Below are 16,972 nucleotides of genomic sequence, written 5' to 3'. Positions count from 1 at the left end.
ATTCTGACGGCAGAATCGCACCTATCCCGGGCAGCACTGGGCGACGACCGGAACGGATTGTTCTGATGGCAAGTCGCCGCGGGAGTAGCGGCCTCGGAGAAGGCACAAGCACTGGCAAATGCGGCCAAATTGGCGCCACGTCCACCAAATCAGGTCTTCCCTGCGCCTTCTCTGGCAAATGTAAGAGACTGATACTACGTCATAATCCAGGTGCGCCGCGTTTTGCTGCGCACCTGTTGCAGAGCTGCATCTCTCCATCCCGCCTTGGGCGCCAGAAACATGCCGAAACGCAGAGAATACGGAGGCTACCCATGGCATACGCGCTTCGCGATGCCGACATGTGGGCGGCCGGCCATTGAACCTGACACAGGCTCGGAACACTAAACCTTCGATGTGGCGAGACGTCCTTGGTGACAAGCGGACGTCGTTCGAAAACGGGATATTTTGAAGATGAAATTCTTTGGGCGATCTGAACTGGCAATCAAGGCGGCCGGCATCGGCGCTGTGCTGCTCTTCTCGGTTTCGACAAGTCAGGCTCAGTCGTCCGGACCGTTTGCAGGTTTCGAGGGCGCGTGGACCGGCACGGGGACGGTGTCGCTGTCCGACGGATCCACCGAGCGCATCCGCTGCAAGGCGGACTACAAGGTTGCCGGCACCGGTCTCAGCCTCAAGCAGGCGCTGCACTGCGCGTCCGACAGCTACAAGTTCGACCTCACCAGCGACGTGACCAGCCAGGGCGAGCGGATCTCCGGCAATTGGAGCGAGACTAACCGCAACATCTTCGGCAATCTCCAGGGCACCGCCGGTGGCGGCCAGATCGAGGTGTTCGTCGAGGCCAACGGCTTTGCCGCCAATCTGTCGCTGCGCACCAATGGCACCAAGCAGACGGTGCAGATCTCGTCCAAGGGCGAGATTCGCGGCGTCAACATCACGATGACGAAGGGCTGACAGCTCTTACCGCTTCGAAAGCAGCAAGCCCCGGTTCTCGCGAACCGGGGCTTTGTTGTTTTTCGGAGACGCGGCGCGATCGTCCGGACCGCGCCGATTTCATGTCTTATGAATGAAGCCGCTCAGATCGCCGGCTTGTCGGTGCCCTGAAGCTTAGCGTGCAGATTGATCAGCCACATCGCCGTCGGCCGCAGGATGAAGAGGTCGGCGACGAGCGCCATCACCATCGAGAAGGCGCTGAGCCAGCCGAACAGCCGTAGCGACGGCAGGTCGGAGAACACCGTGACGACGAGACCGCAGGCCAGCACCAGCGTGGTCAGGATCAATGCCGGGCCGACCAGCACGGTCGCGCGCTCCACCGCGAGCGCCGAGCCGACGCCGGGCTTGCTCTCGAGCCTGAGGCGGTTGAGGAAGTGAATGGTGGCGCTTAAGCCCAGGCCAAACGAAACGGTCAGAGCCACGACGCTGGCGAATTGCAGTCCCTCGCCCATCGCCCACAGCACCGTTCCCGACATCACGACGGGGAAGATGCCCGGCAGGATGCAGGCGAACATCACCACCCAGGACCGGAAGGCCAGGCCGATGAAGATCGCGACCAGCGCGAATTCGACGGTGAGCCCGCGGTTGAGCTTCTCGATCATGCCGGCCGAGTTGCGCGCGGCAATCGCGGCAAGACCCGTGACCGCCACTTCATAGCCGGGATGCTTCTTGCGGACGGCGTCGAGCTCGGAATCGAGCTTGTCGACGATCGGCAGGAGCTGGCTGGAATCCTTGTCCGGCACGCGACCTGCGACCACGACGGCGTCCTGCTCGGCATCGATGAACCGGCGCACCAGATGCTCCGGAATGACGCTGACATATTCCTTCAGGGTCGCGACGTCGGCGCTGCCGGCCTTGTCCGCGAGCCAGCGGCGCAGGGTCTCGACCGACCAGACATTGCCGACACCGGCTGCCTTTTCCACCGTCGCGTGCACGTCGGCGATGGTCTGCAGCGTCTCCGGCGAATAGAGCGATTCACCCTTGGGGAACTGGATCAGAACGTTGACCGGGTTGGCGCCGGTGAGCTTGGCGTCGAGCCGGTCGCTGGCGGCGACCGCCTGGCGCTTGTCCGGCACCTGGTCGGCGAGCCGGTAGCGCGGCTCCAGATTGGCGTAGATGACGCCGAGGCCCGCCACGAACACCACGGCGATCAGGCTGAACAGGCCGGGACGGCCCACCATGCGCACCGCGATCCAGTAGCAGAAATTACGCAGCGCCTGCACGCCGGCATCCGCAGTCTGAAACTTGGTCGCAAAGACCTTCTCGTTGCGCACCAACAGCACGCCGAACACCGGCACCAGCGACAACACCGCGACCAGCGCGATGATGGTGGCGGCGAGACCCGCCTCGCCGAACTTGCGGATCAGATCGGAGTCGGAGAACTGGAGCGCGATAAAGGAAATGCCGGCGGTGCCGTGCGTCAGCACGCAGGCCGGTCCCACCACCAGCACCGCGTTCTTGAATGCGGTGAACTTGTCCTGGCCTGCGATCAGCCGGTCGCGCGCGGCGAAGGTGAGCTGCATCGAGTCCGAGAAGCTGATGACCATGATGAGCGGCGTCATCACGTTCAGGAACATGTTGAGATTGAAATTGGCCCAGCCGAGCGCGCCGAGCGCCAGCAGGATCGCGATCATCGGCGGGAACGCGGCCGCCACCATGAATGAGATCTTGCGGAAGAAGATGATGGCAATGACACAGCCGGCGAGAATGCCGAGGATGTTGTAGGTGAGCCCGTCGCGCTCGACCGCGTTGCGGATCTCGAGCTGCATCACCGGCACGCCGGACAGCTGCACGTTGAGGCCGGTGTCGCCGAGGTCTTCCTTCATCAGCGCGCGGATGTCGGCGACGGTCTTGGTCAGCTTATTGGAGGCGACCACCTCCGGATCGAGCGATAGCACGATCAGCGCCAGCGTGCCGTCCTCGGACAACAGCTTGCCGCGGATGATCTCGTTGGCTTTGACGCCCTCGATGAACTTGTCATAGGCTGCGCCCTCGGGCAGCTCGGGCGGGAACAGCGCGGCGGGAAGCTTGCCCGGCGCCGGCGCCTGACGCGCGGAGAACAGCGAGACCAGTCCGCGCGTCCCCTCGACCAGTTGCATGTCGGTGACGAAGTCGCGCAGCTTCTCGAGGTTGTTCCGCGCCAGCAGGGTCTTGCCCTCGACCACGACGAGGACGTCGAATTCCTCGGCTGGGAACTTCTTGGTCACCGCTTCGTACTGGCGGAATTCCGGCGTGTTGGACCGGAACAGCTGCGACAGCGAATCGTCGATCTTGATGCGGTGGATGCCGAACACGGCGCCGACGATCAGCACGAGCAGGACGATGCAGGAGACGATGGGCGCCCGGACGGCGATCAGCCCAATGCGCTCCAGCCCGAAGGCGATCGAGGACGCAGGGCCTTGCTCGACCTTGTCGACATGAACCTCACTCTCGCTGTGCTTTTCGAGCATGCCTTGTCCAGTTCCTAAATCGGCTCGGGTCTGTGAGCTTGTCGCGCCCCGCGAACGGCTTGAAAATGCCATACCAATGGGAGGCTTGCCCTTTGAAAATGCGCAGAAAATCGCCGCGAGGGGTTTAGCAGGTCAATCACCCATCTCGCAAGCAGGCGGAGTGTGGCCGAATCGATCAAGATGTGGCGATTTTGCCTTAATGCCCTTCATTCGGGCAAAGCCGTGCCAATTCGACGCGGCGCGCGGTCCGCGCTCTCGTCCTTCAGCGCCACACCGCTCACTTCCCGCGCGAGCCCCTCGCGGACCAGCCAGGCGATCTTGAAGGCCGCCTCGTCATAGCTCAACCCGGCCTTGTGGATGTTCGACACGCAATTGCGCTCGGCATCGGTGCGGCCCGGCTTCGGGGCGAAAGTCAGATAGGCGCCGAGACTGTCGGGCGCCGACAGGCCCGGCCGCTCGCCGATCAGCGTCGCGACCATGCGCGCGCCGAGAATGGCGCCGATCTCGTCGCCCAGCGCGACGCGCGCGCCTGAGGCGACGACGACATGGCTGATCGCGACACCATCGTCGGCTGCGAGCAACGGCAGCAGGCGCATCACCAGCGCGGCCGCATGGGCGTGGACCGCCGCCGCTGACAGCCCATCGCCAATCACGACCGCGAGTCGGCACGGCTCCGAAGCGCTCCGCGCCAGGGCCTCGATTGATCCGGCATCGAGCCGTCTGCCCAGGTCGGGCCGCCGCAGATAGTCCCTGCGATCGACCGCCCGGCTGTTCGCCTCGGTGACGACGAGGCCAAGCGCGCGGAGATCCGCAACCAGCCGCGGCGCATCGAAGACGGCATGCACGGCATCGCGGGCGCGGGCATGGTCCAGCGTGAAATCGAGCAGTGCCCGCGTCGGCAGGCTCGCGCCGCTGCGCCCGAGCGCGACGCGCGCAGGCGTGAGCGACCGCAGATCGAGGGTCGGGCGACGCGGGGTGGCCGGATCAGACATGTCGCATCATTCGGCGGGGACGGAAGCCTCGCGTAGCCGGATCGAATAGTTCGAGGCGTTCTGCTGGCCGGTCGAGGCCGCCCGCGCAAAGGTGATGAGATGGTGCGCGATCAGGGTGCAGCCGATCAGCCCTTCGAGATCGCCGCGCTTGATGCGGCCCAGCGCGAACTTCCAGAACACGCGCTTGTAGTCGCCGAGCACGCCGACCTTCCAGAAGATGTTTCGCAGCATGACGAGGCCGCGCCTGATGTTGGGCCAGGTCTTCATTTCGTCTGGTGTCGGCATCTTAAGGCGGTGCACGTAAACGTGGTCGCATTGATACTGGAAGCGCGCGTAGACCTTCTCGGGCTCGTAGGCGACGGCCATGGCGTGCTTCCAGGACGCGACGACGTCGTCGTAGGGCAACAGGAAGTTGACATTGGAATCGCGGCCGTCGTCCTCGACCAGGCGCCCCTCGCGCTCCAGACGGTCCCACAGCGGCGTCTTCGGCAGCGCCTGAAGCAGGTTGATCGTGAGCAGCGGAATCCGGGAGTCCTCGACGAAGGCGAGCAGCGCCTCCGACGTGTTGGGCTTGTCGGTGTCGAGCCCCATGATGATGCCGGACACGACCTCCATGCCGTAGGAGTTGATGGTTTGCACGCCCTCGAGGATCGGGACCATCATATTGTGGTCCTTGTGCATCGCCTTCAGCGCATCGGGGTCGGGCGTCTCGATGCCGCAGAAGATGGTGACGAAATAAGCCTCGCGCATCTTCTCGAGGATTTCCGGCCGCTTGGCGATGTTGAGCGTCGCCTCGCAGGCGAGCCGCACCATGTAGCCGGTCCTCTTCTGCCATTCGATCAGATGCGGCAGGAGGTCCAGCGCCGCCTTGCGGTTGCCGATGAAATTGTCGTCGACGAAATAGACCGTGTCGGTCATGCCGCATTCGCGCAGGCGGTCGAGCTCGGCGATGATCTGCTCCGGCGATTTGAGGCGCGGATTGCGGCCGTAGAGGCCGGGGATGTCGCAGAACTCGCACTGATAGGGACAGCCGCTGGAATACTGGATGCTGCCGAGGAAGTACTTCTTCACGTCGGCGAGCTCGTAGGCCGGGATCGGAAACTCCGTCATCGGCACGCGGTCTTTGGTGGTCAGCACCACCTGCGCTTCCGGACGCGAGGTATCGCGCGACAAGATTTCCAGCAGCTGATTGGTGGCGTCGCCAAGCTCGCCGACATGGAGATAGTCGAAGGACGGATAGTAATCCGGGCAGGCGCTGACGGAGGGACCGCCGAGCGCGACGGGCAGATCGAACTCGTGGGCGCGGCGGCAGATATCGTTCATCTGCTGGCGCTGGATGTGCATGCCGCTGACGAAGACCGCCTCGGCCCACTCGAACTCTTCCCTTGTCACGCGGCGAAGGTTCTCGTCGACGAATTTGACCTGCCATTCCTTGGGCAAATAGGCCGCGAGCAGCAAAAGTCCCTGCGGCGGCATGAAGGCGCGGACGCCATCGGTCAGGGGGTAGGAATGCTCGAACGTCCCGAACGACGATGTGTATCGCGGAAACACGCAAAGAATCCGCCGGGACGTCCCGTTACTTTCAGCTCGCATCAAAGCTCCCCCGCCACGCTCGACTTAGCCGCGGAAATTGCCAGACAGACACATAGCGTAATGCTGCCGCCGGAATTTCTCAATATTGTGGCATGAGCCTAATTCCCCATGGCACCAATGGTTTCCTCGGGTCGCCGGGTGCCTCCGCCGAGTCACGCGATCAGCCGTGACGCAAAATCGGGCAGCAGGCCTGCATCGCCGGCAAGACGGAAATCTGGGCCCGCAATGCCGGACCGCACCAGCCAGTCGTCGAATTCCGGTGCGCGGCGCAGTCCGAAGACGTCGCGGACGTAGAGCGCGTCGTGAAAAGACGTGGACTGATAGTTCAGCATGACGTCATCGGCGCCGGGAACACCCATGATGAAGGTGACGCCGGCGGCCGCCAGCAGAGTCAGCAGATTGTCCATGTCGTCCTGGTCCGCCTCGGCGTGATTGGTGTAGCAGATGTCGATGCCGAGCGGGAGGCCGAGCAGCTTGCCGCAAAAGTGATCCTCCAGCCCGGCTCGGATGATTTCCTTGCCGTCGTAGAGATATTCCGGGCCGATGAAGCCGACCACGCTGTTGACCAGAAGGGGCGCAAAGGCGCGGGCGACCGCATAGGCGCGCGCCTCGCAGGTCTGCTGGTCGACGCCGTGATGGGCATTGGCCGACAGCGCCGATCCCTGCCCGGTCTCGAAATACATCACATTCTGCCCGACCGTGCCGCGCTTCTGCGACAGCCCGGCCTCCTGCGCCTCCTTAAGAAGCGCGAGGTCGATGCCAAAACTGCGGTTGGCGGCCTCGGTGCCGGCGACCGACTGGAACACGAGGTCGACCGGCGCCCCCTGCCCGATCAGCGACAGCGTCGTGGTGACATGGGTCAGCACGCAGGCCTGGGTCGGGATCTTCAGCCGCGCGATGACCTCGTCGAGCAGCCGCAGCAATTGGCCGATCACGGCCGGATCGTCGCTCGCCGGGTTGATACCGATGCAGGCATCGCCGGCGCCGAGCAGGATGCCGTCGAGGATGGATGCGGTGATGCCCCTGGCGTCGTCGAAGGGATGGTTGGGCTGGAGCCGGGTGCTCATCCGGCCCTTCAGGCCGATGGTGTTGCGGAAAGCGGTGGTGACCTCGCATTTCCGCGCCGCCAGGATCAGATCCTGGTTGCGCATCAGCTTCGAGACCGCGGCGGCCATCTCAGGGGTGATTCCGCCTCCTAGCTTCCGCAAGATTTCGGGTGTCGCGGCGTCCGACAGCAGCCAGTCGCGAAAGGCGCCGACCGTCAGCGAAGCCACCGGCGCGAGGGCCTTGGCGTCGTGGCTGTCGATGACGAGGCGGGTGACCTCGTCGATCTCATAGGGGATGACGGCTTCCTGCAAGAACTGCCCGAGCGAGACATCGGCCAGCGCCATCCGCGCCGCGATCATCTGTTCGGCGCTGGCGGCGGCGATCCCGGCCAGCCGGTCGCCGGAGCGCGGCGGCGTCGCCTTGGCGAGCAGGTCGCGCAAATCCGGGAACGTGTAGGTCGTTGCGTCGATGGTGTGGCGGTAGACCAAAGGTCTCTCCGGGGTTCGTCGGCCAGAGGGCGACTCCAGGGCGATCCCAAGACTATACCTTCAGATCAAGACGCTGAAATATCTACCTTTCTTTCGGCCGAGGGCAAAGGGGGCCAAACCCGGCGTTAACGCCGCGTCCATCTTCATTCTGCATAGTTTTGCAATCATTTGCACGACCGCGCTCTCCGGCCGCTCCCGGCCATTCGGGCCCCTGAAAACCATGACAACTGACCGACCTGGGAATGCCACCGGCCTCGCCGGCCGCTTCACGCTTGCCAACAAGCTCTACGCGATCTTTGCACTGTTCGCGTTGCTCACGGCGGCGATCGCGATGCTGTCCGACTACAACAGCCGCCGCGGTGCCGACCTGACGAGCGCGATCGAGACTGCGAACGCCGCCGCGCTGAACGTCGAGCGGGTCAACTCGCTGGTCTATGCGGTCGTGATGGAATCGCGCGGCGTCTACATGTCGACCGAGCCCGCCGTGGTGAAGAAATACGGCGACGGCCTGCTCAAGTTCAACGCCCAGATCCTCGACGTCGTGAAGCGCTGGGAGACCATCGTCAAGGCTGACGATGCCGAGCAGTTCGCCACCTTCAAGAAGCGCATCGAGCAGTTCGTCGAGTTTCGCAAGGAGCTGGTGCGCCGCGGCGTCGAGACCAATGCGGCCGCGGGCCGCGAATGGGGCGACAACGACGCCAACCGCACCGTGCGTTCGGCGCTGAACAAGGATCTCGAGGGGCTGTCCAAGGTCTATGCCGAGCGCGCCAGGCAAATCGCGCACGAGACCGAGACCAATCGCATCCTGTCCCTCGTCCTGACCTGCCTCGCCGGCGTGGCGCTCGCGCTCGTCGTGATCGGCATCGTCATCATCGCCCGCTCGATCGCACGCCCCCTCTCCGCCATCACCGCGACCATCAAGCAGGTCGCTGACGGCGCCGAGAACGTCGTGGTGCCTCACAGCCACCGCGCCGACGAGATCGGCGCACTGGCACGCGCGATCCAGATATTCCAGGACGCGATGGCGCGTAACCGCAACCTCGCCTCACAGGTCTCGCAGGACTCCGCCGCGCGCGAAGAGCGCGCCCGCCACATCGAACAATCCGTCGACGCGTTTCGCGAGGCGATCGGCGCGATCATGCGCGGCCTCAGCGACAACGCCTCCGTGATGCGCGAGACAGCGCAGACCATCACCCGCGTCACCGCGGACGCGAGCAGCCGCGCCGGCACGGCGGCGAACGCCACCGAGCAGGCTTCGCACAACGTCACGGCGGTGGCAGGCGCGGCCGAGGAGCTGTCTGCGTCGGTGGTGGAGATCGGCCGGCAGGTGCGGCAATCCGCCAGCGCGGTCGAGCAGACCGGCCAGCGCACCGAGAAATCCATCGCCGAGATCGAGAGCCTGGCCGCTGCCACGCAACGCATCGACGGCGTGCTCAGCCTGATCCAGGCGATCGCCGAGCAGACCAATCTGCTCGCGCTCAATGCCACCATCGAGGCGGCGCGCGCCGGCGATGCCGGTCGCGGCTTCGCCGTCGTCGCACATGAAGTCAAGGCACTCGCAGGGCAGACCGCGAAAGCGACCGCCGACATCAGCGAGAACGTCTCGATGATCCAGTCCTCCACCCGCAACGCGGTCGACGCCGTCCGCGAGATCGGCGGCGCGGTGCGCGAGATCAACGACGTCACCTCGGCGATCGCCGGAGCCATCGGCCAGCAGGACGCCGCCACGCGCGAGATCTCGTCCAACGCGCAATCGGCTGCCCAAGGCAACGAGACCCTGGTCGCCAACATCAGCTCGCTCCGCGACGCCATCGGCGAGACCGATACGGCGGCCTCCTCGGTGCTGACGGCTGCGAGCAGCGTGACCGAGACGGCGGAGACGCTGTCGCGCGAGGTGGAGAAGTTCTTCCAGAACCTGCGCTCGGGCGCAGCGGACGGCCGCATCGCCAAGGCCGGATGACGGGACGTCCACCGGCGGCGCTGGGGTCGCTCTATCAATAAAACGCGAAAACAACCCCATGCACAGTAGCCGGGGACAGCGATTTCAATGGCTTGGCCATCGGCGTTACTTTTTGCGGATTTTGCGAATCCATTTGCTGCGTCGGGCAAAACAGGGGCATGATGTCAATGTTGGAGCTTTCCGCTGGGGGCCGGCTGATCGTGGAAAGCCGAAGGCCGGCTGAGGCCGCCTCTCATCGCTTGATGACCCATAGACAATGATCCAGAACTTTTAGCGAAACTATCCAGCCGCCTCTGCGTCGGTATGCGGAGGGAATTACAGCATGTCTGCAGACTGCCAATTCGACGAACAGGAGGTCCTGATCTTGCGCTACCGGGCGTTGGAGCGAGAGGTGACCGATCCGCTTGCCGCCGTTCTGCTCCACGACATCGTCCAGGATCTCGAAGCCGATCTTCATAGAGAGCGCGCGATGGCTCTCTCCGCAATCCCATCTTCCAAGTCATAATCGCCAATCATAGCGAGTTGATCTGTCTTTCGGGCACGGGATGCCTGCGAACAGAGTGGCGGCAGCTGACGATATCTGTTCAGCCATGGAACCATTGGGTTCCCAGTCTATTGCCTCACTGACACCTCACATTTGGAGAACACCATGAAATTTTTCACAGCCGCTCTGGCGGCCGCAGCAACCACCCTTCTCGTGACCGCTGCTGCTGCAGCCCCGCTGTCCCCCAACCTTTCCGCCGCACCGGACAGCAACGTTCAAAACGTCCGCATGGTCTGCAATGAAGACGGTCGTTGCTGGCGCGAGCGCGGCGAACGCCATGTCATCATCCGCGATGGGCGCGATTCCTACGGATATGCACCTCGCGAGCGCTACATCGAGCGGCGCGGCTATGAAGAGCGCAGCGGCATCGGCTTCCGCGCTCCCGGCGTGAGCGTCGGCATCGGCACCGACCGCTACTGAGATACGAATCCTGTGAATGCAAAAGCCGCGGAGCAATCCGCGGCTTTTTTGAACTACAAACTCGCCGCTTTTCCCGGCCTAGCGAGGAGCTGTGATCAGGCAGCCATTCAAAGCACGAACACCGGAAGAACTGATTTCTCTATTGAGCGCCGTGGCGATGGCCATTCTCGCCGCGATCATTGTCATGGTGCTGTATTATGGTCGCGAGATCATCATTCCGATAGCGCTGGCCGTCTTGCTCAGCTTCGTGCTGGCGCCTCTGGTTCGACTGGTTCAGCGACTGCGCATTCCACGCAGTTTGGCTGTGGTGAGCGTGGTCGTGATCGCCTTCGCGTTCATATTTGCGATGGGCAGTCTGCTCGCTACCCAACTCGCCCAGCTGGCCGGCGATTTGCCGCGATATCAGTCCACAATAAGCGAGAAGATCCAATCCTTCCGTGAGACCACGGCCGGTCGGGGCACGCTCGAGCGGGCTTCCAGCATGTTGAAGGACCTCAGCAAAGAACTCGACAAGCCCAAGGAGGCCGCGAATTCGTTGGGGACCATAGCAGCTCCGAAAGCGGCCCCGCCGAAACCTGTTCCTGTGGAAGTGCTTCAGCCCGATCCCGGCGCGCTGGAGAGCTTGCAAACGCTGATTTCACCATTGCTTCATCCGCTCGCAACGACCGGGATCATCGTCATATTCGTGATCTTCATTTTGCTTCAGCGCGAGGATCTTCGTAATCGTCTGATCAGGCTGGCCGGTTCGGATGACCTGCAGCGCACCACGGCTGCCCTTGATGACGCGGCGAGCCGCCTCAGCCGGCTTTTCCTCATCCAGCTTCTCGTGAACGGGGGCTTCGGCATCATCATAGGAATCGGTCTCTGGCTGATCGGCGTTCCAAGCGCGATCCTGTGGGGCATTCTGGCGGCAGTGCTGCGCTTCGTGCCTTACATTGGGGCGGTCATCGCCGCCGCCTTCCCTCTCGCTCTCGCGGTTGCGGTCGATCCAACCTGGACGATGCTGCTGTGGACGATCGCGCTGTTCGTGGTGGTGGAGCCCGTCGTCGGCCATGTGCTCGAGCCGATGGTCTATGGACACAGCACGGGACTGTCGCCGGTGGCCGTTGTCGCTTCCGCGACATTCTGGACGGCGCTCTGGGGTCCGATCGGCCTCGTTCTCGCAACACCCCTTACGGTGTGTCTGGTCGTCCTGGGCCGCCACGTCGAGCGCCTGGAGTTCCTGGACGTCATGTTTGGAGACCGACCAGCGCTCTCTCCGCCTGAGATATTCTATCAGCGGATGCTCGCCGGCGACCCGACCGAAGCATCTGCAAAAGCCGAGGAGTTCTTGAAGGAGCGATCTCTCAGCTCCTATTACGACGAAGTCGCCTTGCGAGGACTGCAGCTGGCTCAAGCGGATGCCGAGCGCGGCGCTCTGGATCCCGACCGGCTGGCTAAAATCAGGGATGCGGTCCAGGAATTTGCCAATAACATTTCGGAGCAGGATGAGCGTCCGCCGCCGAAGATCGGCCCGACCACAGATGTCGAAGCTACATCTGCCATAGAAGGCGTGGCTGAGGATGCGCCTTATGAGGGTCTGCGGGTGCTGCGCAAGGAGGACTTGCCCACTGAATGGCAAGGCGAACATCCCGTGCTCTGCGTGGCCGGGCGAAATCCGATCGACGAAGCCGCTGCGATCATGCTGGCTCAACTGACCGGAGCGCATGGCTTGTCGGCCAGAGTCGAGGCAGCGGAAGCGTTGTCGACGGCGAATATCTTCCGGCTGGAGACCGATGGGGTCGCCATTGTCTGCCTCGTCTATATGGATGCAAGCAGCCCGGCCCATATGCGTTACTCGGTGCGACGGCTTCGCCGTAAATTGCCGAAGGCCACAATCATTCTGGGTTGCTGGATGAAGGACATCGAGCCAGCGGCGCTGGAAAATCTGCGGGAAGGCGCCAAGGCGGATCTGGCTGCTGCAACTCTGGGCGGGGCGCTTAAACTCTGCATAGAGGCGACGGGTGTGGACTCCCTTGGCACAGTCGCTGAAGGCCGGATTTCGAAGATCACGGCCGGCTAGCAGTTTATACGCGGAGACATGGCTGCTGCAGGCGCGCAGCAAACCCGAAAGGCCTTCGTTCCTGCCGACATCGGATCCGGCTCAAGGCCGGTGTGTCCTGGCACTCCCTCAGTCACATACAAAGGACCGTGCTGCGCGACCTTCTGGTGCGACGGTTCAGCCAACCGGCCCGGGGGTCCAATCGCCGCCGGCAAGCGGCCGCACCTTTACATCGGGAATGACCCCGCGCTGCAGGCCCGGATCAAAATGGCGCATCGTCCGCTCGTTGAGGTCGATGATGCGGCCAGGCCTTAGCGGTCCCACGTCATTTATCTTGACGATGACCTTCTTGCCGACGGCCTCTACGAGGGCGTATTTCGGCTTCGCGCCAAACTGGACTCCACCGAATTTCTTACGCAAACTCGTTTTGATGGCGGCCGACCAGACTGAGGGATCATAGCGCTCGCCGGAGGCTGTCTTCGGGCCGCCCTCCTCTTTGCCCGGCTTGAACGGATTGTACGTGGACGCCGCGCCGACGATCGCTTCCCCGGAAGCGACATTGACGACAGCGCTTGAGTGAACTCCAGCGGCTTCGCATCGAGCAACAGTAACGGAAACGGCAAGCGCAACCACGGCGCCGCAAATTGCGGCGCTGGATCGGAACACCATCATATCTCCTGTGATTTTCGATTGTCCGGTTCCGATGCCTCAAAACATCATCAAGCAAACGCGGAAGCGTTCGGGTTCGCGATGTTTACAGGTCGAGCCAACCCCGGCTGCGGAACCATTGCAGGAACCAGAATGGTTCCAAACGGTGTTTTTAGTTGTCGCCGTCTAAGACGGACATTGCGTCAACAGCGTGACAAGAAGAGGCCACGGCGAAATGGCGCGGCCACATGAGTCCCGCGGCGCTCACAATCAGATTGATTGTTCCACTCGCCTGTCCGACCTTCTCTTCTTTCCCATCGACCGTCCTTTCCGCAGAAGCGATCAACGCAGATACACTGCTGCACAGGCGTGCACCCTCTCGAACGAAGAAGAGATCGCCCCTACTCCATCACCCGCTCCGCTTGATCGGATTGTAACGGCAAATCTGCTACGCGCTGCCGCGCGAATGCGGCAAGCGATCATCCGACCTATCTTGCAGGCCGGGAACGCAGCTATCAGGGAGTGGGATCGCGGCCTTGCCCCGCAACGGGCGCGGCTAGAGCGTCCGCGGTTTCTCGTCCGATTGATCGATCGAGAACAGTCCGCTGAGCGCCTTGATGTTAACCGGCTTTTCGACACGTGGCACGGCTGCATAAGCATCCGGAATCGCCCAAGCGTCATAACCGGTGGTGAACACGAACCGCACCCCGCGCGTCCGAAGTGCGTCGGCAACCGGATAGGAGCGTTCGCCGCGAAGATTGATGTCCAGGACGGCGCCATCTATCCTCTGTTCGGCCGCAACCAGATTCAGGGCGTCCTCGACCGACCCCGCCGGCCCAATGACCTCAGCGCCGCGATCTTCCAGCGCACGGGCCAGGTCGGCGGCGATCATGTACTCGTCTTCGACGACGAGGAGCCGCCGGCCTAGTAGTGATTGCGACTCAGTCATCACGCTTCTCCTCGCTCGCGAGCGGCACGGCGATTTCGCAGTGGACGCCGTCAGGTTCGAACCGAAGCTTCGTTTTGGCGCCGAGCTGATAAGGAAGTGCTCGCTCGATCAATTCGCTTCCGTAGCCTTTTCTCGCCGGCCCGCCCTCAGGCATGGCAACCCCGCTTTCGGACCATACCACGGTTGCTTGCCGCCTGGATTGATCGTTCTTGACCTCCCATCGCACCGTCAGCCGGCCTGAGGGTTGGCCGAGGGCGCCGTATTTTACCGCATTCGTGGCGAGCTCATGCAGCGCGAGAGCCATCGATTGCGCCGACATCGCCGGCAACGGTGCCGCCGGCCCCTCGGTCGTCACCTTCTCCACGTCGGCACTGGCGTGCGCCTCCAATTCGGCCCTGACCAGATCACCGAGTTCAATCGGCCGATTGTCGCTTTGCGCGAGCAAACCCTGAGCCCTGGAGAGGGCACCCAACCTGCTTTCAAAGTCGTCTGCAAAGTCGTCCAGGGACGGGCTCGATCTGATCGTCTGCCGGGCAAGTGATTGGACGACCCCGAGCAGATTGCGCCTGCGGTGCTGCAGTTCGGCCAAGAGAACCTTCTGCCGATCTTGAAGCACGCGCAGTTCGTGGATGTCCGTCATCGTGCCGACCCAATCGACAGCGTCTGCATCCGAACTGACTTTCATCGGTACCGCGCGGGTCTGATGCCACCTGAACTCTCTGTCGGCGGAACGCCTGACGCGGTGCTCGACGTAATACTCGCCCTTGGCGCGCGCTTCGAGCCAGGCCGCCTGGGTCTCTTCGCGATCATCCGGATGGATCGCGTCAAGCCAACCGAAACCGATGCTATCAGCGAAGCTCAGACCGCTGAAGATGGTCCATTGCGGGCTGGCCCAAGTGCGCTCACCATCACTTTTTGAGCGGAAAACCAGCTGGGGTATATTGGTGGCGAGAACGCGGAACAGCTCCTCGCTTTGCGCGAGCTGCTCCGCAGCACGGTGCTGGCTGGTCCGATCGCGCAACATCTTCACGAAACCCGCGTCGCGCTCCGCCAGCGGCATCAACAGGCCCGAAGCCCAGAGCCGGGTGCCGTCCTTGCGCATCTGCCAGCGTTCGTCCTCAGCGCGGCCCTGAGCTAACGCGCTGCGTCGTTCTTCGGCTGCCGCCTCAAAACCACCCTCCTCGGCGGGAAAGATCACGTCCGCCGATTTTCCGATGATTTCGTCGGTCTTGTACCCGAGTAACCGCTCGGCGCCGGGGTTCCAGCTGGTGGTGATGCCGTTCGGGTCTATCGTGAAGATAGCAAAGTCCGTCGCGCTCTCGAATACGAGACGCAGCAGCTCATTGTCCGCGGGGGCGGCCGGACCGTTTGTCGGATGATTGCTCTCCTGCACGCGGCGCTCGCGCTGGGCAGCGCGCCAACTGCCAGCGACAATCGCGACAGTCCAAGGACGTTCCTAAGCTGGTTCACGACCCAGGTTCCCGCAGCAACGGGTGACGTCCGGTAACGGTCCTACCCGGCCATCACCCCGCCGCGCTTGATCAGCTCCTTCCCTACCGCGGCCAGATGCACCTGATCCGGTCCGTCGCCGATGCGGATGAAGCGGGCGCAGACGTAGGCACGCGCGAGGAATGTGTCCTGCGAGACGCCGGCAGCGCCGTGGATCTGGATGGCGCGGTCGATCACGCGGGCGGCCATGCTTGGCACCACGATCTTGGCGGCCGCGATCAGGTCGCGCGCGGCCTTGTTGCCTTCGCGGTCCATCCTGTCGGCGGCTTGCAGCGTCAAGAGCCGCGCCTGCGCGATCTCGCAGAATGAGTGCGCGATGTCCTCGCGCACCGAGCCCTGCTCTGCGAGCGGCTTGCCAAAGGCCGTGCGGGAGACGGCGCGCTGGCACATCAATTCCAGCGCGCGCTGGGCACAGCCGATCAGCCGCATGCAATGATGGATGCGGCCGGGACCGAGCCTGCCTTGCGCGATCTCGAAACCGCGGCCCTCGCCGAGCAGGATGTTCTCGGCCGGCACGCGAACGTTCTCGTAGACGATCTCGGGATGGCCGACCGGCGCGTCGTCATAGCCGTAAGTGAGCATGTCGCGGACGATGCGCACGCCGGGCGTCGCTCTCGGCACCAGGATCATGGATTGCTGGCGGTGGCGGTCGGGATCGTCGGGCGCCGTCTTGCCCATCACGATCAGGATCTCGCAATCCTCGTTCATCGCGCCCGAGGTGAACCATTTGCGGCCGTTGATGACGTAGTCGCCGCCGTCGCGCTTGATCTCGCATTGAATGTTGGTGGCATCGCTGGAGGCGACCTGCGGCTCCGTCATCGAGAAGCCGGAGCGGATGCGCCCCTCCAGCAGCGGCTTCAGCCAGCGCTCCTGCTGTGCCGGCGTGCCGTAATTGGCCAGCACCTCCATGTTGCCGACATCGGGCGCCGAGCAATTGAACACCTCCGGCGCCCAGAGGATGCAGCCCATGATCTCCTTCACCGGCGCGTATTCGAGATTGGTCAAGCCAGTGTTGTTAGGGTCTTCGCCGTGCTCGCCGGAGAGGAACAGGTTCCAGAGCCCCTGCTCGCGCGCCAGCCGTTTCAGGTCCTGAAGGACCTGCGGCGTCCTGTAGCGTGTCGCTTCCGGCTTCACCTGCTCGTAATAGAGCTCCTCGACCGGCTCGACATGCGTCCGCATGAACCGCCGGACGCGTTCCTGCAGCTCCAGCGAACGTTCGGAGTGGTGAAAGTCCATGGCGGTCTCCTCTTTCCCTTCTCCCCTTGCGGGAGAAGGTGGGATAGGCGGCCTTCGGCCGGCGTTCCTAAGAACGCCGAAGCAAAGCTTCGGCTATGGCGCCGGATG

13 protein-coding genes are annotated in these 16,972 nt (G+C 63.3%); 5 read left to right on the top strand and 8 right to left on the bottom strand.

Annotated features, from left to right (window positions below):
- Nucleotides 1–450 precede the first annotated feature (450 nt).
- Entirely contained in the window at nucleotides 451–948 is a 498-nt protein-coding gene (locus tag N551_RS0123705) for a hypothetical protein (RefSeq protein WP_027516853.1), read from the top strand.
- A 122-nt stretch (nucleotides 949–1,070) separates the two neighbouring features.
- Here N551_RS0123705 and N551_RS0123700 read toward each other — a convergent pair whose 3' ends face one another.
- The 4 genes from N551_RS0123700 to N551_RS0123685 form a co-directional block, all read right to left on the bottom strand.
- Entirely contained in the window at nucleotides 1,071–3,437 is a 2,367-nt protein-coding gene (locus N551_RS0123700; protein ID WP_027569007.1) for an RND family transporter, read from the bottom strand.
- 206 nt (nucleotides 3,438–3,643) lie between these two features.
- Nucleotides 3,644–4,429: an ethanolamine ammonia-lyase subunit EutC gene (gene eutC / locus N551_RS0123695; RefSeq protein WP_027569006.1), complete on the bottom strand. Its 786-nt coding sequence runs from the start codon at nucleotides 4,427–4,429 to the stop codon at nucleotides 3,644–3,646.
- 6 nt (nucleotides 4,430–4,435) lie between these two features.
- On the bottom strand, nucleotides 4,436–6,022 hold the full coding sequence (locus N551_RS0123690) for a B12-binding domain-containing radical SAM protein (RefSeq protein WP_027569005.1): 1,587 nt from the start codon (nucleotides 6,020–6,022) through the stop codon (nucleotides 4,436–4,438).
- 152 nt (nucleotides 6,023–6,174) lie between these two features.
- Nucleotides 6,175–7,557 (bottom strand): ethanolamine ammonia-lyase subunit EutB, encoded by a 1,383-nt coding sequence (locus N551_RS0123685; protein ID WP_027569004.1) that lies wholly within the window; start codon nucleotides 7,555–7,557, stop codon nucleotides 6,175–6,177.
- Nucleotides 7,558–7,777: 220 nt separating this feature from the next.
- Between N551_RS0123685 and N551_RS0123675 the strand changes: the two genes are divergently transcribed.
- The 4 genes from N551_RS0123675 to N551_RS0123660 all read left to right on the top strand — a co-directional run bounded on the left by N551_RS0123675 (nucleotide 7,778) and on the right by N551_RS0123660 (nucleotide 12,543).
- Complete coding sequence (locus N551_RS0123675; RefSeq protein ID WP_027569003.1) at nucleotides 7,778–9,517, top strand: methyl-accepting chemotaxis protein; 1,740 nt, start codon at nucleotides 7,778–7,780, stop codon at nucleotides 9,515–9,517.
- A 322-nt stretch (nucleotides 9,518–9,839) separates the two neighbouring features.
- Nucleotides 9,840–10,022, top strand: a complete 183-nt coding sequence (locus N551_RS0123670; protein WP_027569002.1) for a hypothetical protein — start codon at nucleotides 9,840–9,842, stop codon at nucleotides 10,020–10,022.
- A gap of 144 nt (nucleotides 10,023–10,166) precedes the next feature.
- A complete protein-coding gene (locus N551_RS0123665) occupies nucleotides 10,167–10,481 on the top strand; it encodes a hypothetical protein (RefSeq protein WP_027569001.1) in 315 nt (104 codons plus the stop codon).
- Nucleotides 10,482–10,572: 91 nt separating this feature from the next.
- The gene (locus N551_RS0123660; RefSeq protein ID WP_027569000.1) at nucleotides 10,573–12,543 is read left to right on the top strand and encodes an AI-2E family transporter; all 1,971 of its coding nucleotides are present in this window, start codon (nucleotides 10,573–10,575) and stop codon (nucleotides 12,541–12,543) included.
- Nucleotides 12,544–12,699: 156 nt separating this feature from the next.
- Here N551_RS0123660 and N551_RS0123655 read toward each other — a convergent pair whose 3' ends face one another.
- The 4 genes from N551_RS0123655 to N551_RS0123640 form a co-directional block, all read right to left on the bottom strand.
- Nucleotides 12,700–13,191, bottom strand: a complete 492-nt coding sequence (locus tag N551_RS0123655) for a septal ring lytic transglycosylase RlpA family protein (protein WP_027568999.1) — start codon at nucleotides 13,189–13,191, stop codon at nucleotides 12,700–12,702.
- Nucleotides 13,192–13,726: 535 nt separating this feature from the next.
- A complete protein-coding gene (locus tag N551_RS36195) occupies nucleotides 13,727–14,119 on the bottom strand; it encodes a response regulator (RefSeq protein ID WP_197031184.1) in 393 nt (130 codons plus the stop codon).
- Complete coding sequence (locus tag N551_RS36190) at nucleotides 14,112–15,512, bottom strand: sensor histidine kinase (RefSeq protein ID WP_051462891.1); 1,401 nt, start codon at nucleotides 15,510–15,512, stop codon at nucleotides 14,112–14,114. Before N551_RS36190 ends, N551_RS36195 begins: the two co-directional genes overlap by 8 nt.
- Before the next feature lie 119 nt (nucleotides 15,513–15,631).
- Entirely contained in the window at nucleotides 15,632–16,864 is a 1,233-nt protein-coding gene (locus N551_RS0123640) for an acyl-CoA dehydrogenase family protein (RefSeq protein ID WP_027568998.1), read from the bottom strand.
- Between the last annotated feature and the right edge of the window lie 108 nt (nucleotides 16,865–16,972).

This window comes from Bradyrhizobium sp. URHA0013 (assembly GCF_000518345.1).
GTDB lineage: Bacteria > Pseudomonadota > Alphaproteobacteria > Rhizobiales > Xanthobacteraceae > Bradyrhizobium.
Note: the sequence above shows the minus strand (reverse complement) of the source record. Positions and strands in the feature narration are given on the sequence as shown.